The organism is Pedobacter sp. AK013, from assembly GCF_014205835.1.
Taxonomy (GTDB): Bacteria; Bacteroidota; Bacteroidia; order Sphingobacteriales; family Sphingobacteriaceae; genus Pedobacter.
The window spans coordinates 1-14910 of record NZ_JACHCQ010000004.1; the positions used below are offsets into that span (position 1 = coordinate 1).

The 14910-nt window shown below is 37.6% G+C and carries 14 protein-coding genes; 9 read left to right on the forward strand and 5 right to left on the reverse strand.

The window, feature by feature from the left end; all coding sequences use genetic code 11:
• Positions 1 to 61: 61 nt before the first annotated feature.
• The 3 genes from HDC90_RS03900 to HDC90_RS03910 are packed head-to-tail and all read right to left on the reverse strand — an operon-like array spanning position 62 to position 1612.
• A complete protein-coding gene (locus HDC90_RS03900) occupies positions 62 to 415 on the reverse strand; it encodes a transposase (RefSeq protein ID WP_184464069.1) in 354 nt (117 codons plus the stop codon).
• A gap of 43 nt (positions 416 to 458) precedes the next feature.
• Entirely contained in the window at positions 459 to 1214 is a 756-nt protein-coding gene (locus HDC90_RS03905; RefSeq protein ID WP_184464070.1) for a YdcF family protein, read from the reverse strand.
• Between the two features lie 32 nt (positions 1215 to 1246).
• On the reverse strand, positions 1247 to 1612 hold the full coding sequence (locus HDC90_RS03910; RefSeq protein WP_184464071.1) for a YtxH domain-containing protein: 366 nt from the start codon (positions 1610 to 1612) through the stop codon (positions 1247 to 1249).
• A 178-nt stretch (positions 1613 to 1790) separates the two neighbouring features.
• Between HDC90_RS03910 and HDC90_RS03915 the strand changes: the two genes are divergently transcribed.
• From HDC90_RS03915 to HDC90_RS03930, 4 genes are all read left to right on the forward strand, one after another.
• Positions 1791 to 2171 (forward strand): OsmC family protein, encoded by a 381-nt coding sequence (locus HDC90_RS03915; protein WP_184464072.1) that lies wholly within the window; start codon positions 1791 to 1793, stop codon positions 2169 to 2171.
• 105 nt (positions 2172 to 2276) lie between these two features.
• Positions 2277 to 3530 carry a DUF2130 domain-containing protein gene (locus HDC90_RS03920; protein WP_184464073.1) on the forward strand — a complete coding sequence of 418 codons (1254 nt, stop codon included), beginning with the start codon at positions 2277 to 2279 and terminating at the stop codon, positions 3528 to 3530.
• 135 nt (positions 3531 to 3665) lie between these two features.
• On the forward strand, positions 3666 to 5810 hold the full coding sequence (locus HDC90_RS03925) for a glycoside hydrolase family 97 protein (RefSeq protein WP_255497471.1): 2145 nt from the start codon (positions 3666 to 3668) through the stop codon (positions 5808 to 5810).
• Positions 5811 to 5998: 188 nt separating this feature from the next.
• A complete protein-coding gene (locus HDC90_RS03930) occupies positions 5999 to 6475 on the forward strand; it encodes an acyl-CoA thioesterase (RefSeq protein WP_184464074.1) in 477 nt (158 codons plus the stop codon).
• 144 nt (positions 6476 to 6619) lie between these two features.
• On the opposite strand, the gene HDC90_RS03935 is transcribed toward HDC90_RS03930, so the two are convergent.
• Both HDC90_RS03935 and HDC90_RS03940 read right to left on the reverse strand, forming a co-directional pair.
• Positions 6620 to 8371 carry an ATP-binding protein gene (locus tag HDC90_RS03935; protein WP_184464076.1) on the reverse strand — a complete coding sequence of 584 codons (1752 nt, stop codon included), beginning with the start codon at positions 8369 to 8371 and terminating at the stop codon, positions 6620 to 6622.
• A 717-nt stretch (positions 8372 to 9088) separates the two neighbouring features.
• A complete protein-coding gene (locus HDC90_RS03940; protein ID WP_184464078.1) occupies positions 9089 to 9610 on the reverse strand; it encodes an NADPH-dependent FMN reductase in 522 nt (173 codons plus the stop codon).
• A gap of 180 nt (positions 9611 to 9790) precedes the next feature.
• On the opposite strand from HDC90_RS03940, the gene HDC90_RS03945 reads away from it, so the two are divergent.
• From HDC90_RS03945 to lepB, 5 genes are all read left to right on the forward strand, one after another.
• On the forward strand, positions 9791 to 10594 hold the full coding sequence (locus HDC90_RS03945; RefSeq protein WP_167296811.1) for a ParA family protein: 804 nt from the start codon (positions 9791 to 9793) through the stop codon (positions 10592 to 10594).
• A gap of 7 nt (positions 10595 to 10601) precedes the next feature.
• Positions 10602 to 11510 (forward strand): ParB/RepB/Spo0J family partition protein, encoded by a 909-nt coding sequence (locus tag HDC90_RS03950; RefSeq protein ID WP_184464080.1) that lies wholly within the window; start codon positions 10602 to 10604, stop codon positions 11508 to 11510.
• Entirely contained in the window at positions 11510 to 12235 is a 726-nt protein-coding gene (locus tag HDC90_RS03955; protein ID WP_184464082.1) for a DUF5683 domain-containing protein, read from the forward strand. The genes HDC90_RS03950 and HDC90_RS03955 overlap by 1 nt, the downstream gene beginning before the upstream one ends.
• Positions 12236 to 12441: 206 nt before the next feature.
• A complete protein-coding gene (gene dapB, locus HDC90_RS03960) occupies positions 12442 to 13176 on the forward strand; it encodes a 4-hydroxy-tetrahydrodipicolinate reductase (RefSeq protein WP_184464084.1) in 735 nt (244 codons plus the stop codon).
• Between the two features lie 24 nt (positions 13177 to 13200).
• On the forward strand, positions 13201 to 14733 hold the full coding sequence (lepB, locus tag HDC90_RS03965) for a signal peptidase I (protein ID WP_184464087.1): 1533 nt from the start codon (positions 13201 to 13203) through the stop codon (positions 14731 to 14733).
• The last annotated feature ends 177 nt before the right edge of the window (positions 14734 to 14910 follow it).

The following is a 14910-nucleotide window of genomic DNA, read 5'->3' on the forward strand; positions in this document are numbered from 1 at the left end:
CTGGAGCTGTTTGCCATCAACCTGGAAATAATGCCCTAAATGATAACAGCTAATGGGATGATTATCCAAATATTCCTTTTAAAAAAAGACCGAATTCCGTAGTCATCCGAGCGCCTTTTCTTACTAAATCCCAATCTCTACTGATGATCTCCCCAGTCTTTTTTACTGTCCATCTACGTCTTTTGATACGTAAGGCCACTTTTTGACCACGAATAGGAAAATCCTGAATGGCAACTTCTGGAAGAAAGCCCTTTGATTCAAGCTCAGCTATTTGATAGCCAGAGGGAGCTAGATTCTTTTCTTCCAGATAGATCTGAAGCTCTTTTGACACTTTTTCTACTTTAAGTATTTCGAAATAATCCAGAATACCTTCTGGTAATAAAAAACTGATAAGGGTTTGTTCGGCTTGATTCAAGGGAAGTTATAATTGTTGTAATACCACAAAGAAACAAATTATTTTATTCCCCCCAACTTTTCCGCTTGATCCCAATTAAGCCTATCCATTCTTTAAATAACATTTCCCATGTTCCTAATGCGCTGGCATTTGGAATGATAAAATCGCTTAGTTCAAATTCTGTACTTCTTGAAAAATTGGTGGGGTAATATTCAATTTTCTGCTTAGTTTGTTTATCAAAAATTAATTTTGCCCTTGGGATGTGCCAGGCACTGGTAATTACCAGAACTTTAGCTTTAGGGTTCCTTTTTGCGATGAGCGCCAGGCTGTACCTGGCGTTTTCAATGGTATTTCTACTTTGGTTTTCAATCAGAATTGCAGAATCAGGAATACCAATCAGTTTTAAGTATTTAATAGCTAAATCAGCCTCTTTTACCTGTCTATCTATTAAATTTGAATTTCCACTGCTAAGCAATAGTTGTTTAATCTGGCCTTTTTTGTATAGTGCAATGGCTTGGAACAATCTGTCGCCTGCCCAATTAAAAGCAATTTCATTATTTCGTTTATTTAAACCCGAAAAACCTCCAAGAATTATTCCGATGTCGTATTTTCCTGCTCTCGGATAGCCGGCTTCGTAACTATTTATTATTTTTCCGACAATAAAGCCATTAGAGAAAAGGAAGAAAATAATTAAGGCACAGATTAAATATCTTTTTCTTTGTTTAGCTTGTTTTGATGCTACTGCAAAAATCAAAAGCACAAAAATCCACACTATGGGTTTAATAATGAAAAGCAAAATCTTCGAGAGGATAAAAATCATAAATAGATATTATCCTGTAAAACTAGTATTTTTTATCCTTGCCCTTCCTGTACCTGTCCGTTTTCGTGTGCATTTTCTAAAATCTCCTGCACATCCGAATTACGTTTCTTAGCTACTTTATGTTTAAAGTGTGGCACTTCATGTGCAGTAATATCTTCTTCAATGGCTTCCACACCAAATACCTTCTCTTTTAAAAGATTATATTTATCCTGGAATCCGTATCTTAGGTTCCTGGCCCCACCTGCAATTTTTCCACGGGTACCAGCGCCACTATCAGGGGCAAACAAAATACTAATCACTGCACCTACCGCCAGGCCAGCCACCAAAGCAAGCGCTACCTGAGCATTATTTTTAGATTTGTGCGTTAAATATTTTCCAATTAACTTTTTGTACTTCATGATCATATGATTTTATAGTGCAACAATTTGCCTATAATAATGTTTGATGTTTTTTGCTTTAGGGAACAGTAGCAATGGCTTTTTGCTAAAGCAGCTTCATTCATTTTTAAAAAAAGACCAGACTTTTACCTAAGTTTAAAGTTAAAGCACAATATTTGGGCTACAAAAATTAATTTACATGGTTAAAGCAACAATAAATAAGGAGCATTATGCGTGTTCGGTAAGCAACGGTTCTCATGATATTATAGTAGACGAACCTTTAGAATTAGGCGGAACACATAAAGGTTTTGCCCCTAAAGGATTATTAATGGCTTCATTAGCATCGTGTGTAGCCATTACCCTGAGAATGTATGCCGATAGAAAAGCATGGCCTATTGATAAGGTTGAGGTAGAAGTAAATATTGATACCGAAAATGGAGAAACCATATTTTTTGAAGAAATTGTATGTACAGGAATACTTACCGAAGAACAAAAAATCAGACTGGAAGAAATTGCGGCTAAATGCCCGGTAAGCAAAATTTTGGCCGCCGGTCACGAAATTAGATCTAAAGTGCTTTGATGGTAACGGTGTAAAACTCGTTTATACATTGATAAAAAGCTTTAATATCTTTACCAATAAAAAACCTTGGTGTGCTTTGCGCCTTGGTGGTTAAAATAATAATCGATGCCTACCGAAATAAAATGCCCCAACTGTGCCCATGTTTTTCCGATGGAAGAAGCTATGGCCGAAGATTATAAGAAAGAGTTACGTGAGAAAGCGGCTGCTTATGCAAGGCAGAAAGATGAAGAATATCAACGTAAGCTGCAGGTTTTTGAGTCTGAAAAGCAGCAGCAGTTGAAAGCTTTTGAGGCTAAACTTGCCGAAGAGAAAACTAAGCTTAAAGATAATCTGGAGGAAAACCTACGTAAAAGTATTTCGGCCGATTTTGAAACAAAACTGCAAATACTGGAAGGTAATGCGAAAGATAATGCCGAAAAACTAAAGTTAGCCCGCGAAAAAGAGCTGGAATTTTTACGCCGTGAGGAAAGCCTTAAAGTGAAGGAAGAAGAGATGGAACTTGCTTTTCAACGTAAAATGCAAGAACAGCGTAATGAGCTGGTAGAACAGATCCGTAAACAAGAGGCAGAAAAAAATAGCATTAAAGATACTGAACATCAATTGCGTTTAAAGGAATTAGAAAAACAGCTCGACGACCAGAAAAAATTGGCCGAAGAAATGAAACGCAAAGCCGAGCAGGGCAGTATGCAATTGCAGGGCGAAGTGCAGGAGTTGATCTTAGAAGAATTGCTCCGTACCAATTATCCTTTCGATTTAATTGAAGAAGTTGGCAAAGGTGTGCGTGGGGCAGATTGTGTGCAGGTGGTGCGTAATCAATTTGGGCAGGAATGCGGTAAAATTATTTACGAAAGTAAGCGTACCAAAGATTTTGGTGGCGACTGGATCGAAAAACTGAAGAAAGATATGCGTAGTATGGGCATTGATGTAGCAGTAATTGTAAGTCAGTGTTATCCAAAGGGGATGGATTGTTTCGGGCAGCGTGATGGGGTTTGGATCTGTTCTTTTGAAGAAGTAAATGCTGTAGCCTATGTATTGCGTGAAGGTATTTTGCGTTTGGCAGGTGCAATAAAATCGCAGGAAAACCGCGGCGAAAAAATGCACATGTTATACGATTATTTAATGGGGGCGGAGTTTTCTGAGCAATGGAAAGCCATAAGAGAGGGTTTTATGAGTATGAAACTATCCATACAACGAGAGCGTGATGCGATGGAACGTTTATGGAAAGCACGTGAAAAACAATTGGAGAAAGTGTTGTTAAATGCAACCCATATCCGTGGTTCTATAGAAGGAATTGCAGGTAGCGATAGTGTGCAGTTGAGTTTAACCGATGAGGATGATGATACCTTGCTTTTAGAATAATTTATTGTCGATTAAACCTTGCAGGTTTCAAAAATCTGCGAGGTCTGGATAATTTTTAACCGGATTAATATCTGAACTGACCAAAACCTGAAAGTTCTAATGTGATATAAATAATAATAATTAATTAATGATAACATGAATAAGAAATCTAACCAATCCTTTAACCGCTCTAAAATCCTTACTTTAATATGCGCTTTGCTATTTTTTGGGGATGTTTTCGGGAACGTTCCCGAAAAGAGTTTGAAATCGCCTGATGGCAATCTGATAGCCAGTTTTGCTTTGGCTGATGGTGGCGTACCCACTTATAGCCTAAAATATAAAGGCAAGGATGTGATTAAAACCAGCAAGCTAGGGCTTGAACTTAAAGAGGGTAAGTCTTTAATGAGCGGTTTTACCATAAGCGATACCAAAACGAGCACATTTAACGAAACCTGGAAACCGGTTTGGGGCGAGGTAAAAGAAATTGTAAACCATTATAACGAACTGGCAATAACCTTAACGCAAAAAGAAACTAACCGCTATATTATTGTGCGTTTACGTCTGTTTAACGATGGTTTGGGTTTTAGATATGAATTCCCTGAGCAAAAAAACTTAGATTATTTCGTAATTAAAGAAGAGAAAACCCAGTTTGCATTAGCTGGCGATCATAAAGCATTTTGGCTTCCTGGCGATTACGATACACAGGAATATAGTACGGTAACTTCAAACTTGTCAGAAGTTCGTGGCAAAATGAAAGCTGCTATAACGCCAAATGCATCGCAAACTACTTTTTCGCCGACAGGTGTACAAACACCTTTGATGATGAAGAGTAAAGATGGTTTGTACATTAATATCCATGAAGCAGCATTGATCAACTACTCTTTAATGTCGTTAAACCTTGACGATAAAAACATGGTTTTAGAATCTTGGTTAACACCTGACGCAGTTGGGGATAAAGGTTATATGCAGGCGCCATGTTTATCTCCCTGGAGAACCATTATGGTAAGCGATAAAGCTGCTGATATCTTAACCTCAAAATTAACCTATAATTTAAACGAACCAACCAAATTTAAAGATGTATCGTGGATAAAACCAACCAAATATGTTGGCGTTTGGTGGGAAATGATTACCGGAAAAAGTACCTGGGCCTATAACGATTTAACCAGTGTGCAATTGGGCGTAACCGATTATGCCAAAACAAAACCTAACGGAAAACACGCTGCAAATACCGCACATGTAAAAGAATACATCGATTTTGCCGCTAAAAATGGTTTAGATGCAGTTTTGGTTGAAGGCTGGAACGAGGGTTGGGAAGACTGGTTTGGTAAAACAAAAGATGATGTGTTTGACTTTGTAACGCCTTATCCCGATTTTGATGTAAAAGAACTGCACCGTTATGCGGCAAGTAAGGGCATAAAAATGATTATGCACCACGAAACTTCTTCGTCGGTACGTAATTATGAGCGGCATTTAGATACAGCGTATAAATTTATGAAAGCCAATGGTTACGATGCTGTTAAAAGTGGCTATGTGGGTAATATCATCCCAAGGGGAGAGCACCATTACGGCCAGTGGTTAAATAACCATTATTTGTATGCGATTCAAAAAGCAGCAGAATATAAAATTATGGTGAATGCACACGAGGCTGTTCGCCCTACTGGCTTAGCACGTACTTACCCGAACTTAATTGGGAACGAATCGGCCAGGGGAACCGAATATGAAGCGTTTGGTGGCAACAATGCCGATCATACTTCCATTTTGCCTTTTACGCGTTTAATAGGTGGGCCAATGGATTATACGCCAGGTATTTTCGAAACTAAAGTAAGTGCTTATAACCCCGAAAATACTTCATTTGTACACAGTACGTTAGCTCGCCAATTGGCACTTTATGTTACCATGTACAGCCCGTTGCAAATGGCTGCCGATTTGCCTGAAACATATAACAAGTATATGGATGCTTTTCAGTTTATTAAAGATGTGGCTGTAGATTGGGACGATACCAAAGTTTTAGAGGCTGAGCCTGGAGATTATATCACCTTTGCACGTAAAGCCAAGGGTAAAAACAATTGGTTTGTTGGCCGCACCAATGATGAGGTGGCGCGAACATCTAAAATCGATCTTAGCTTTTTGGACCCTGGTAAAAAATATACGGCTACTATTTATGCTGACGCTAAGGATGCAAATTATGAAACCAATCCAAAAGCTTATACCATACGTAAAATGGAAGTAACCAATAAAACTAAATTGACTCAATATTGCGCACCGGGTGGAGGATATGCAATTAGTATTATGGCGAAATAATTTTATGTTTAGAAATTGATGTGGTGTCGGTTGTTACCAACTGACACGACGTTATTTATCAGTCAGATGGTAACATCTGACTGCACCGAAAACCTTAACAGATCATAACAGCTGATCGCATGAAAATATCTTATTTTATAATATCTTAGCAAAGACATTAAAACCAAGCAATTTTAACAAATATTACCATGCCCAGAACCAAAAACCATATCGAACTTCAATTTTTAAGCGAACCCTCTGATGTTAACTATGGAGGTAAGGTACATGGTGGCATGATGATGAAATGGATTGATCAGGCTGCTTTTGCCTGTGCCTTGCAGTGGAGCCAAAGCTACTGTGTAACGGTTTATGTTGGTGGAATCAGATTTTTCCACCCGGTTCATATCGGGCATTTGGTTAAAATGGAAGCGCGCATTATTTATACGGGTAAAACCAGTATGCATATTGCTGTTGATGCTTTTTCTAAACCAGTAGGTCAAACCGATTTTGTTAAGAACACACATTGTATTATTGTTTTTGTTGCGGTAGATGACGATGGACAACCGAAGGCGATCCCAGCTTTTAAGCCAAAAACCGAAAAAGAAATCGCCATGCATGGTTATGCCATTAAATTAATGGAATTACGTAAAAGTATTGATAAGGAAATGGAGCCGTATATTGTTTAGCGCTAGGTGTATAGTCTTTCAAGTTCTAACCACAGAGAAGTACGCAGAACACACAGAGTTAGTTGTTTAATAATGCCCTCATTTAATTCTCTGTAATACTCTGCCTAAAACTTTGCGTCCTTTGCGGTTAAAAGGAAATAGAATCTATTCTACAATAGGCAAACTAAAACAAAAATTACTGCCCTCACCAATGGCACTTATTACCCATATTTTTCCATTTTCGGCTTCGATAAAATCTTTAGAAATGGCGAGGCCTAATCCAGATCCCGATTTATTCTGACCATCGGTTGGTACCTGGAAATACCTGTCGAATAATCTTTTTTGGTATTTTTCGTCAATGCCTTTTCCAAAATCGCGGACAGAGAATTCAACAAAATTGTCTTTTTGCAAAACATCGATAATTACTTTCGATTTTTCGGAACTATAGCGTAATGCATTAGATAAGAAGTTAACCAGTACCCAGGCAGTTTTCTGTATATCGGCATTCACATTTGGTAAGTTCTGATCGCAGTTAAGCACCAGCTGAATTGATTTTTGTTCAGCCTGAAACTTAACGGCATCAACTGCATAGCGTACAATTTCTTCGGGTTTGGTGATGGCAAAAGTGAGTTTTAAATTGCCTGTTTCTACCTGCGAGAGATCTAAAAGTTCGCTGGTGATTTTTAGCAACCTGTCGCTATCTTCTTTAATGTGATTGAGCAGCTCGTGTTGCTCTTCGTTCATGGTGCCCACACGCTCATCATTAAGCAACTTCAGGCTCATTTTGATAGATGATAATGGTGTTTTTAATTCGTGCGAAACCGTTGCAATAAAATTTGTTTTGGCTTCATCGAGCTCTTTAAATTGCGTAATGTTTTTTAACGTATAAACGCTTCCGGCTGATTTAGAAGAAACAATTAATGTATTTTCGTCCTGCTCTTCATAATTTGGGATGATGATTTCGCGGTTTTCCAACAGGAAGTAAGATTCTTTATCATCAGCATAAATTTTTAAGGTATTATCATCTGTTTCGGGTTTAATGATCCGTTTAAGTAACTCGTTTTTTTGCATGAGTTCGGCCACGTTCTGACCAATAACCTTATCTTCATCAAGGTTCATTAGTTTTGCAGCCAGATGATTTAGAAAGAGTACCTCTCCTTTTTCATTTAGGCCGATTATGGCATCCTGCATTTGTGCAATAATGGCTTCAATACGCGATTTTTCAGATTTAATTTTAGATAAGTTACTGTTTTCCCATTCATTTAATTTAACAACCATTCCATTAAAGGAGTTTGCCAGTTCTGTAAACTCATCCTCGTTTTCGAAATGTAAGCGTTGTTTATAATTTTTACGACTGATCTGCTTAATAGCCGCACTAAATTCGGCAAGGGGGTTGGCTACAAAACCCGGGAAGTTTACGATGAAGGTAAAGAGGATAATAAAACTCAAGGTCGCCGCAATGATGATATAGAGATTTGCTCTTGATGAGGTTTTGTTAGCCAATTCATTTTTATCATAAATGGCCTTCATATTCAATTCTTCGATATTTCGCAATGCTATGCGTAAATTTTTAATGCTATTTTCTTTAACGGCCAACGATTGTGAGTTGTTTAGGGCGTTAAAAGCTACTTCTAATTTCTGGAAAGCTACTTTTTCGCCGGGTTCGGTAATGTTTAACCCCTCATTTTTTAGGTTTTCGGTAAATATAGTCAGTGGCGTAGGACTTAATGGAAACTGGTTCAGGTCGATTACATTGCGCATGGCAGCAACATATTTCAACGATTTGTAATTGTCTTTAAGAATTACTTTCGATTTATCGGAAAGCTCATTTAAGTAAAAGAGCGCGATTAATCCGAAGGATAAAACGATGATAAAGAGAAAGCCGAATCCGAGGCGGAGCTTGGTTTTTATTTTCATGACTTTTTAGTTTAACCGCAAAGGGCGGAGAGGTTTTCGCAAAGTAACGCAAAGCAATTTCTCTCTTTTTTGTGATAAAAATTGGTTATAATTAAAATTGTTTCCAGATTAACTAAATTACATAACAACCAGTTAAATAAATAGCATCTAAATTGCCTATTGCCAATTGTTGTGCCAATGCATTTTGTTTGTTTATAAGTTGTTGTGTATTAGTTGTATATGGTGTTTTTCTGTGGTTAAGTTGGGTAAAAACCCTTCCAAAATGAAAAGGTTTTTACCATTTTGAACTATTCTTTCTGAAGGTTTAAAGCACTGTCTTTTGTTTGCTAAACCTCCCATGAAACACAGGTTTTGCTTTTCAAAAGGAAAAATTAAGTATTTGTTTTTCGGAAAGCAGGTTCCTGGCATTTAGGATAAAGCGGCCCTGCTGTACGCTTTACCGCATGCCGCTTCCATCAGGTTTAGGTGGCACGGGTAGTAATAATATTTGGGGTTGCTAAGTGCGGAAATAATGCGCCTTTAAATTATTCTTTGGCTCTTACAGCACTATTCTCTGTTTCTAAACCTGATCGTAGCGAACACGGAGTGCAACGGAGTAAAGCGAAGAGCAGGGAGAAATGTTCCTATGAAACACAGGCGTGGCTTTTCAAAAACAAAAAACTTTAAATATGAATTTTGTTTTTTAAGAAAGCAGATTTAGAAACATTTAGGATAAGATTAGAATTTGATAAATTTTTCTATCTGCTCGTTGGTGAACTTGATGGTATCTTCTTGGATAAGATTGCCCTCTGCATCTAACTCGGTTTTAATATTCGGGATGTGCAAACGTAAAGGTAAAATATGAAGGTGGATATAATGACAAACGCCTGTAAAATGATCTACACCACGAATGTTCCCATATTTGCCGGAAGAAATTCCCACTAAAGCAGCCTTTTTATCATAAAAACTATCAGGGAAATTACAGGCATCTATTAATACCTTTAATACGCCTGGGTAACTTCCATTGTACTCCGGCATGATAAATAAAAACTTTTTGGTGTTATTAATCATGTTCTGGATTTCTTGAAAGGCTGCTGATCTTTTGCCATACATATCCGTGTTCAAAACATCTATAGGCAAGAGTTCGAGGCTGAACAAATTGGCATCAGCACCTTTTTCTTTTAGTTGCTTTTGGTAATATTTAGCAACTTTTAGCGTATTGCTATTGGGCCTGTTGGTTGCAGCTATAATTGTGATCATGGATAATTGTTAATAAGATGTGTAAAACCCAAATACGCTTCTTGCTAAAATTGCCATATAGTTTGTATCTTAGCTGATTGTGAAAAAGGCCGTAAACAACGCAAAAATAGAACTTTTTGCCAATTAAAACGCATAAATAACACAGCCCAAATAAACGTTAAGTAAATTTCGGATACATAGATGAGCAAAATTATTGCATTAGCAAATCAAAAAGGTGGCGTTGGTAAAACAACTTCATCTATAAACCTGGCTGCGAGTTTGGCCGTACTAGAATACAAAACTTTATTGGTAGATGCTGATCCTCAGGCAAATTCGACTTCAGGTATCGGTTTTGATCCCAGGAACATTAAAGATAGTATTTACGAGTGTATCATTAATGACATTGATCCTTTATTGGCCATCCAAAAAACGGATACGCCGAATTTAGATTTATTACCTGCCCACATTGATTTGGTTGGTGCGGAAATTGAGATGATTAACCTGAACAACCGTGAATATAAAATGAAAGCGGTTTTGGAGAAAATCAAAGATCAGTATGATTTTATTATTATCGATTGTTCGCCATCCTTAGGTTTAATTACCATTAATGCTTTAACAGCTGCCGATTCGGTTATTATTCCTGTTCAGTGTGAGTATTTCGCATTGGAAGGTTTGGGTAAGTTGTTAAATACCATAAAAATCGTTCAGAACCGTTTAAATCCTAACCTGGAAATTGAAGGTATTTTGCTTACCATGTACGATGTACGTTTGCGTTTATCGAACCAGGTGGTAGAAGAGGTAAAAACACATTTCCACGAACTGGTTTTCGATACCATTATTCAACGAAATACACGTTTAAGTGAGGCGCCTAGTTATGGCGTTTCGGTAATTATGCACGATGCGAATTGCAAAGGTGCCATTAACTACCTTAACCTTGCCCGCGAGATTGTAAAGAAAAACGGCCTTTTAAAGGAAGAAGAAAATATAGGAACAGCAACTTTATAAATTATAGATGACATCTTTTCAGCGAAAAACAGGTTTAGGAAGAGGGTTAAGTGCGCTTTTAGATGATAGCGAATCTGCTCATCCGCCGAAGCAGCAGGTAAATGCCGTTAGCGAAACCGAGCAGATTGGCAATATCAGTCACGTAAGTTTAACTGAAGTTGAAACCAATCCATACCAACCCCGTACCGAGTTTGACCAGGTAGCTTTAAACGAGCTTGCCGATTCGATAAAAGTACAAGGTTTAATACAACCCATTACAGTTAGAAAATTGGCTGCAAATAAATACCAGCTCATTTCTGGCGAACGTAGGTTCAGGGCTTCAAAACTAGCTGGTTTAACACAGGTTCCTGCTTACATCCGTAGTGCCAACGACCAGCAAATGTTGGAGATGGCTTTGATCGAAAATATCCAACGCGAAAATTTGAATGCTATTGAAGTAGCATTGAGTTTCCAGCGGATGATTGATGAGGTAGGCTTAAAACAAGAACAATTAGGCGAACGTGTTGGTAAAAACCGTACTACAGTTACCAATTATCTGCGTTTGTTAAAACTTCCGCCAGCTATTCAGGCTTCCATCCGCGATCAGAAAATTAGCATGGGGCACGCAAGAGCCTTAATTAATGTTGATGGTGTTGACAAACAATTGTTTATTCACCAGGAAATCTTAGAAAAAGGACTATCTGTACGTAAGGTAGAGGAGCTTGTGCGTAATCTGCAGCATGTACCTTTAAAAGCGAGCGAAAAACCCAAAGAAAAAGCTGTTTCTTTTCAATATCAAAAATTGCAGGATGATCTGGCTTCTAAATTTGCTACCCGTGTAAAGTTAAAAGTTAGCCAGAACGGTAAAGGAGCAATAGAAATTCCTTTTATGAGCGATGACGACTTAAACCGAATTTTAGAGTTATTAGACTGGTAATGCAAAAGACTAAGCTTTTAATACTTGTTGCTGCATTTACATTTTTTCTTGTAAACTTAGCCTCAGCACAGGTTAAGGATACGGTATTAAAACCTGCTGATACTTCGAAAATTAAATTATCTAAATCGTTAGATACTGCGGCTAAAAAACCGATGACCAGAAAGGATTCGATGAAAGCCAAATACGTTAATCCGGGTAAGGTTGCTGGTAGAAAAGCTGTTTTTAGATCGATGATAATACCAGGCTGGGGCCAATTGTACAATATGCAGTTGCTTAACGACGGCTATGGCACAAGAGCAGGAAAAAGCCAGTTTTTTCAAAAGCTATATACCGGCGGCAAAATTGCGGCTATTTATGGTGGTGTAACTGTACTTACCATGTCGTACATCGAAAGTAGCAAACAATACAATTTAGCATTAACAGAATTGCAGTACCGCGACTCGCATAGCGATCAGCCCGATCCTAACGGTCCTTTTGGCAGCCGTTATTCTACTTCAGGTATCACCCAGCGTAAAGATACCTACAGAAGAAATAAACAGATTGTGTTGTTCTCTTACGGCTTGGTTTATTTCGCCAATATAGTAGATGCCTATGTTGCAGCCCGGTTGCATTTCTTCAATATTGATGATAACCTTTCTTTTAAGGTAATGCCATCTATGATTAACACCAATTCGATGTATGGTTTCAATGCAACGCCTGCATTAAAAGTATCTCTGACATTTTAATATCGAAAAACCCTCGTGATATTCAATATAGGATATTACATTTGAAATTGTGATGTTTTATTAGTTAACTGCTAAGGTTAAGGACAAAAAATAAGAATAGAAACTGAAAAAATATAAAGAGATGGAACCATCATGATTTTTCAAACCACACCAGGGGTGAAAAATCTGATCGCTTCATCACAAATGAAACTAAACACTATAAAGAGATGAAAATTGCGCTTTTAGGATATGGTAAAATGGGGCAGATTATCGAAAAATTTGCAATAGAACGTGGCCACGAAATTGTTTTAAAAATAACGATCGATAATCAGGAAGATTTAACCAGAGAAAATTTAAAGTCGGCTGATGTGGCTATCGATTTTAGCACGCCAGATTCAGTTTTAAAAAATATCGATGCCTGTTTTGATGCTAATGTGCCAGTAGTAGTGGGTACAACCGGTTGGTACGGCAAACTTCAGGAAGTAAAAGATGATTGTAACCGTAGTAACAATACTTTGCTTTATGGGTCTAACTTTAGTATTGGCGTAAATTTATTCTTTAAGCTTAATCAAACTTTGGCAAAGCTGATGAATAACTACCCTGCCTACGAAGTTCAGGTGGAAGAAATTCACCATACACAAAAACTGGATGCGCCTAGCGGTACGGCCATTACGCTTGCAGAAGGGATTGTAGATAACCTGGACAGAAAACAAGAATGGTTAAACGAAGTGGTAGGAAGTGATGTTGAATTATTTCCGAAACCAGAGCAATTGCTGATAGAATCGCATAGAATAGAAAATATTCCAGGTACGCACACTGTAATTTACAGTAGCGAAGTAGATGAAATAGAAATTAAACATACGGCGCATAACAGAGCTGGTTTTGCTTTAGGCGCGGTAGTAGCAGCAGAATGGCTAAAAGATAAAAAAGGATTTTTCAGCATTACTGATATTTTTGAATAGAACTAAACATATACATTTAAATAAATGGAATTAGCAAATTTTTTTGGGGTATTAATTTTTTTAGCTCCGGTAATAATTTTACAATATATAGGTCTTTGGAAACTTTTTGAAAAGGCGGGTAGACCTGGTTGGGAAGCATTGGTTCCTATTTATAGTTTTTGGGTGATGTTAAAAATAACAGGAAGACCAGCTTGGTGGATCATTCTTTATTTTATCCCTGTTGTTAACTTTTTTGTAGCTATTGGTGTAACTATAGATTTTGTAAAGTGTTTTGGCAAGTTTAAATTTTGGGAGCATGCGGCAACTGTTATATTATCATTCGTTGTTTTGCCATTATGGGGATTTGATAAAAATGTAAAGTATTTAGGCGAATCTGTAACCGAAGAGTTTAAACAACAGCATAAATATGTGAAATCTAAAAACCGTGAGTGGGCCGATGCAATTATTTTTGCAGTAGTGGCGGCAACCATTATCCGCGTATTTTTTATCGAGGCCTATACCATTCCATCCGGTTCGATGGAGAGATCATTATTGATCGGTGATTTTCTTTTTGTAAGTAAGGTTAATTACGGCGCACGTATCCCGATGACCCCGGTTGCTTTTCCTTTCGCACATCATACGATGCCTTTAACCACTTCTACCAAAGCTTATTGGGATGGTGTGCAGTGGAAATATCACCGTTTACCTGGTTTATCTAAAATTAAAAGAAACGATGTAGTGGTATTTAACTTTCCGGAAGGAGATACAGTTGCAGTAGAGAACCAGGCAGAAAGTTATTATGCTTTAGAACGTAGCATGGGCCGGCAGCAGGTGAGAAGCACCTTTACGATAATAGACCGTCCGGTAGATAAGCGCGAAAACTTTATTAAAAGATGTATCGGCATTCCGGGTGATGTGATTTCGATGAGTAACGGTATTGCCAATGTAAATGGCAAAAATGAGCCATTAAAAAGTACAGGTATGATGCCATACCGCATCGAGTTTAAAACTATGGATTTTAATTATGCAGCGCTTGACGAATTTAATTTGAATTTAGGAGGTGCACCAGCAGTGGCTACCAATACCTATATTTTAGATGCCTCGCCAGAAATTGCAGAAAAACTGAAAACTTTCGATTTTGTAAAAACAGTGACATTAAGTCCTGATGCACCAGGGCCAGTTCAAGGCGGTGTTTTTCCGAATGATCCAAACAGAGTTTGGAACAGAGATAATTTTGGGCCAATTAAAATCCCTTCAAAAGGATGGACCGTTAAAATCGATAGCAATACTATGCCGTTGTATTACAGGGCCATTAGAACTTACGAAGGAAATAAAGTAGAGCAAAAAGCTGGAGTTTGGTATATTAATGATAAAGTGGCCACTACTTATACTTTTAAAATGGACTACTATTGGATGATGGGGGATAACCGCCATAATTCAGCCGATTCGCGCTATTGGGGTTTTGTGCCCGAAGACCATATTGTAGGTAAAGCCTTATTTGTTTGGATGAGCTGGGATAGTACCGCATCTTTCCTGCATAAAATAAGATGGAGCAGGTTGTTTATGGGAATCCATTAAACTGTATTATAATTTTTTATGTAAGGCTTGCATTTTTGCAGGCCTTTTTTGTGCTAAAATCACCTTTTTAAAAAAATTAAAAAGTTTTTATTATTTGTTATTTTTTTTTATAAGTTTGTTATGTCAGCAGTTGGTAAAAAACATGTAAAGAAATAGTAGTGGTTTTTAAAATTCGAT

Excerpts from the sequence above, each read along its gene's own strand:
- HDC90_RS03905 (WP_184464070.1), bottom strand. The coding sequence starts at position 1,214 with ATGATTTTTATCCTCTCGAAGATTTTGCTTTTCATTATTAAACCCATA.
- HDC90_RS03910 (WP_184464071.1), bottom strand. The coding sequence starts at position 1,612 with ATGAAGTACAAAAAGTTAATTGGAAAATATTTAACGCACAAATCTAAA.
- HDC90_RS03915 (WP_184464072.1), top strand. The coding sequence starts at position 1,791 with ATGGTTAAAGCAACAATAAATAAGGAGCATTATGCGTGTTCGGTAAGC.
- HDC90_RS03920 (WP_184464073.1), top strand. The coding sequence starts at position 2,277 with ATGCCTACCGAAATAAAATGCCCCAACTGTGCCCATGTTTTTCCGATG.
- HDC90_RS03925 (WP_255497471.1), top strand. The coding sequence starts at position 3,666 with ATGAATAAGAAATCTAACCAATCCTTTAACCGCTCTAAAATCCTTACT.
- HDC90_RS03930 (WP_184464074.1), top strand. The coding sequence starts at position 5,999 with ATGCCCAGAACCAAAAACCATATCGAACTTCAATTTTTAAGCGAACCC.
- HDC90_RS03935 (WP_184464076.1), bottom strand. The coding sequence starts at position 8,371 with ATGAAAATAAAAACCAAGCTCCGCCTCGGATTCGGCTTTCTCTTTATC.
- HDC90_RS03940 (WP_184464078.1), bottom strand. The coding sequence starts at position 9,610 with ATGATCACAATTATAGCTGCAACCAACAGGCCCAATAGCAATACGCTA.
- HDC90_RS03945 (WP_167296811.1), top strand. The coding sequence starts at position 9,791 with ATGAGCAAAATTATTGCATTAGCAAATCAAAAAGGTGGCGTTGGTAAA.
- HDC90_RS03950 (WP_184464080.1), top strand. The coding sequence starts at position 10,602 with ATGACATCTTTTCAGCGAAAAACAGGTTTAGGAAGAGGGTTAAGTGCG.
- HDC90_RS03955 (WP_184464082.1), top strand. The coding sequence starts at position 11,510 with ATGCAAAAGACTAAGCTTTTAATACTTGTTGCTGCATTTACATTTTTT.
- dapB (WP_184464084.1), top strand. The coding sequence starts at position 12,442 with ATGAAAATTGCGCTTTTAGGATATGGTAAAATGGGGCAGATTATCGAA.
- lepB (WP_184464087.1), top strand. The coding sequence starts at position 13,201 with ATGGAATTAGCAAATTTTTTTGGGGTATTAATTTTTTTAGCTCCGGTA.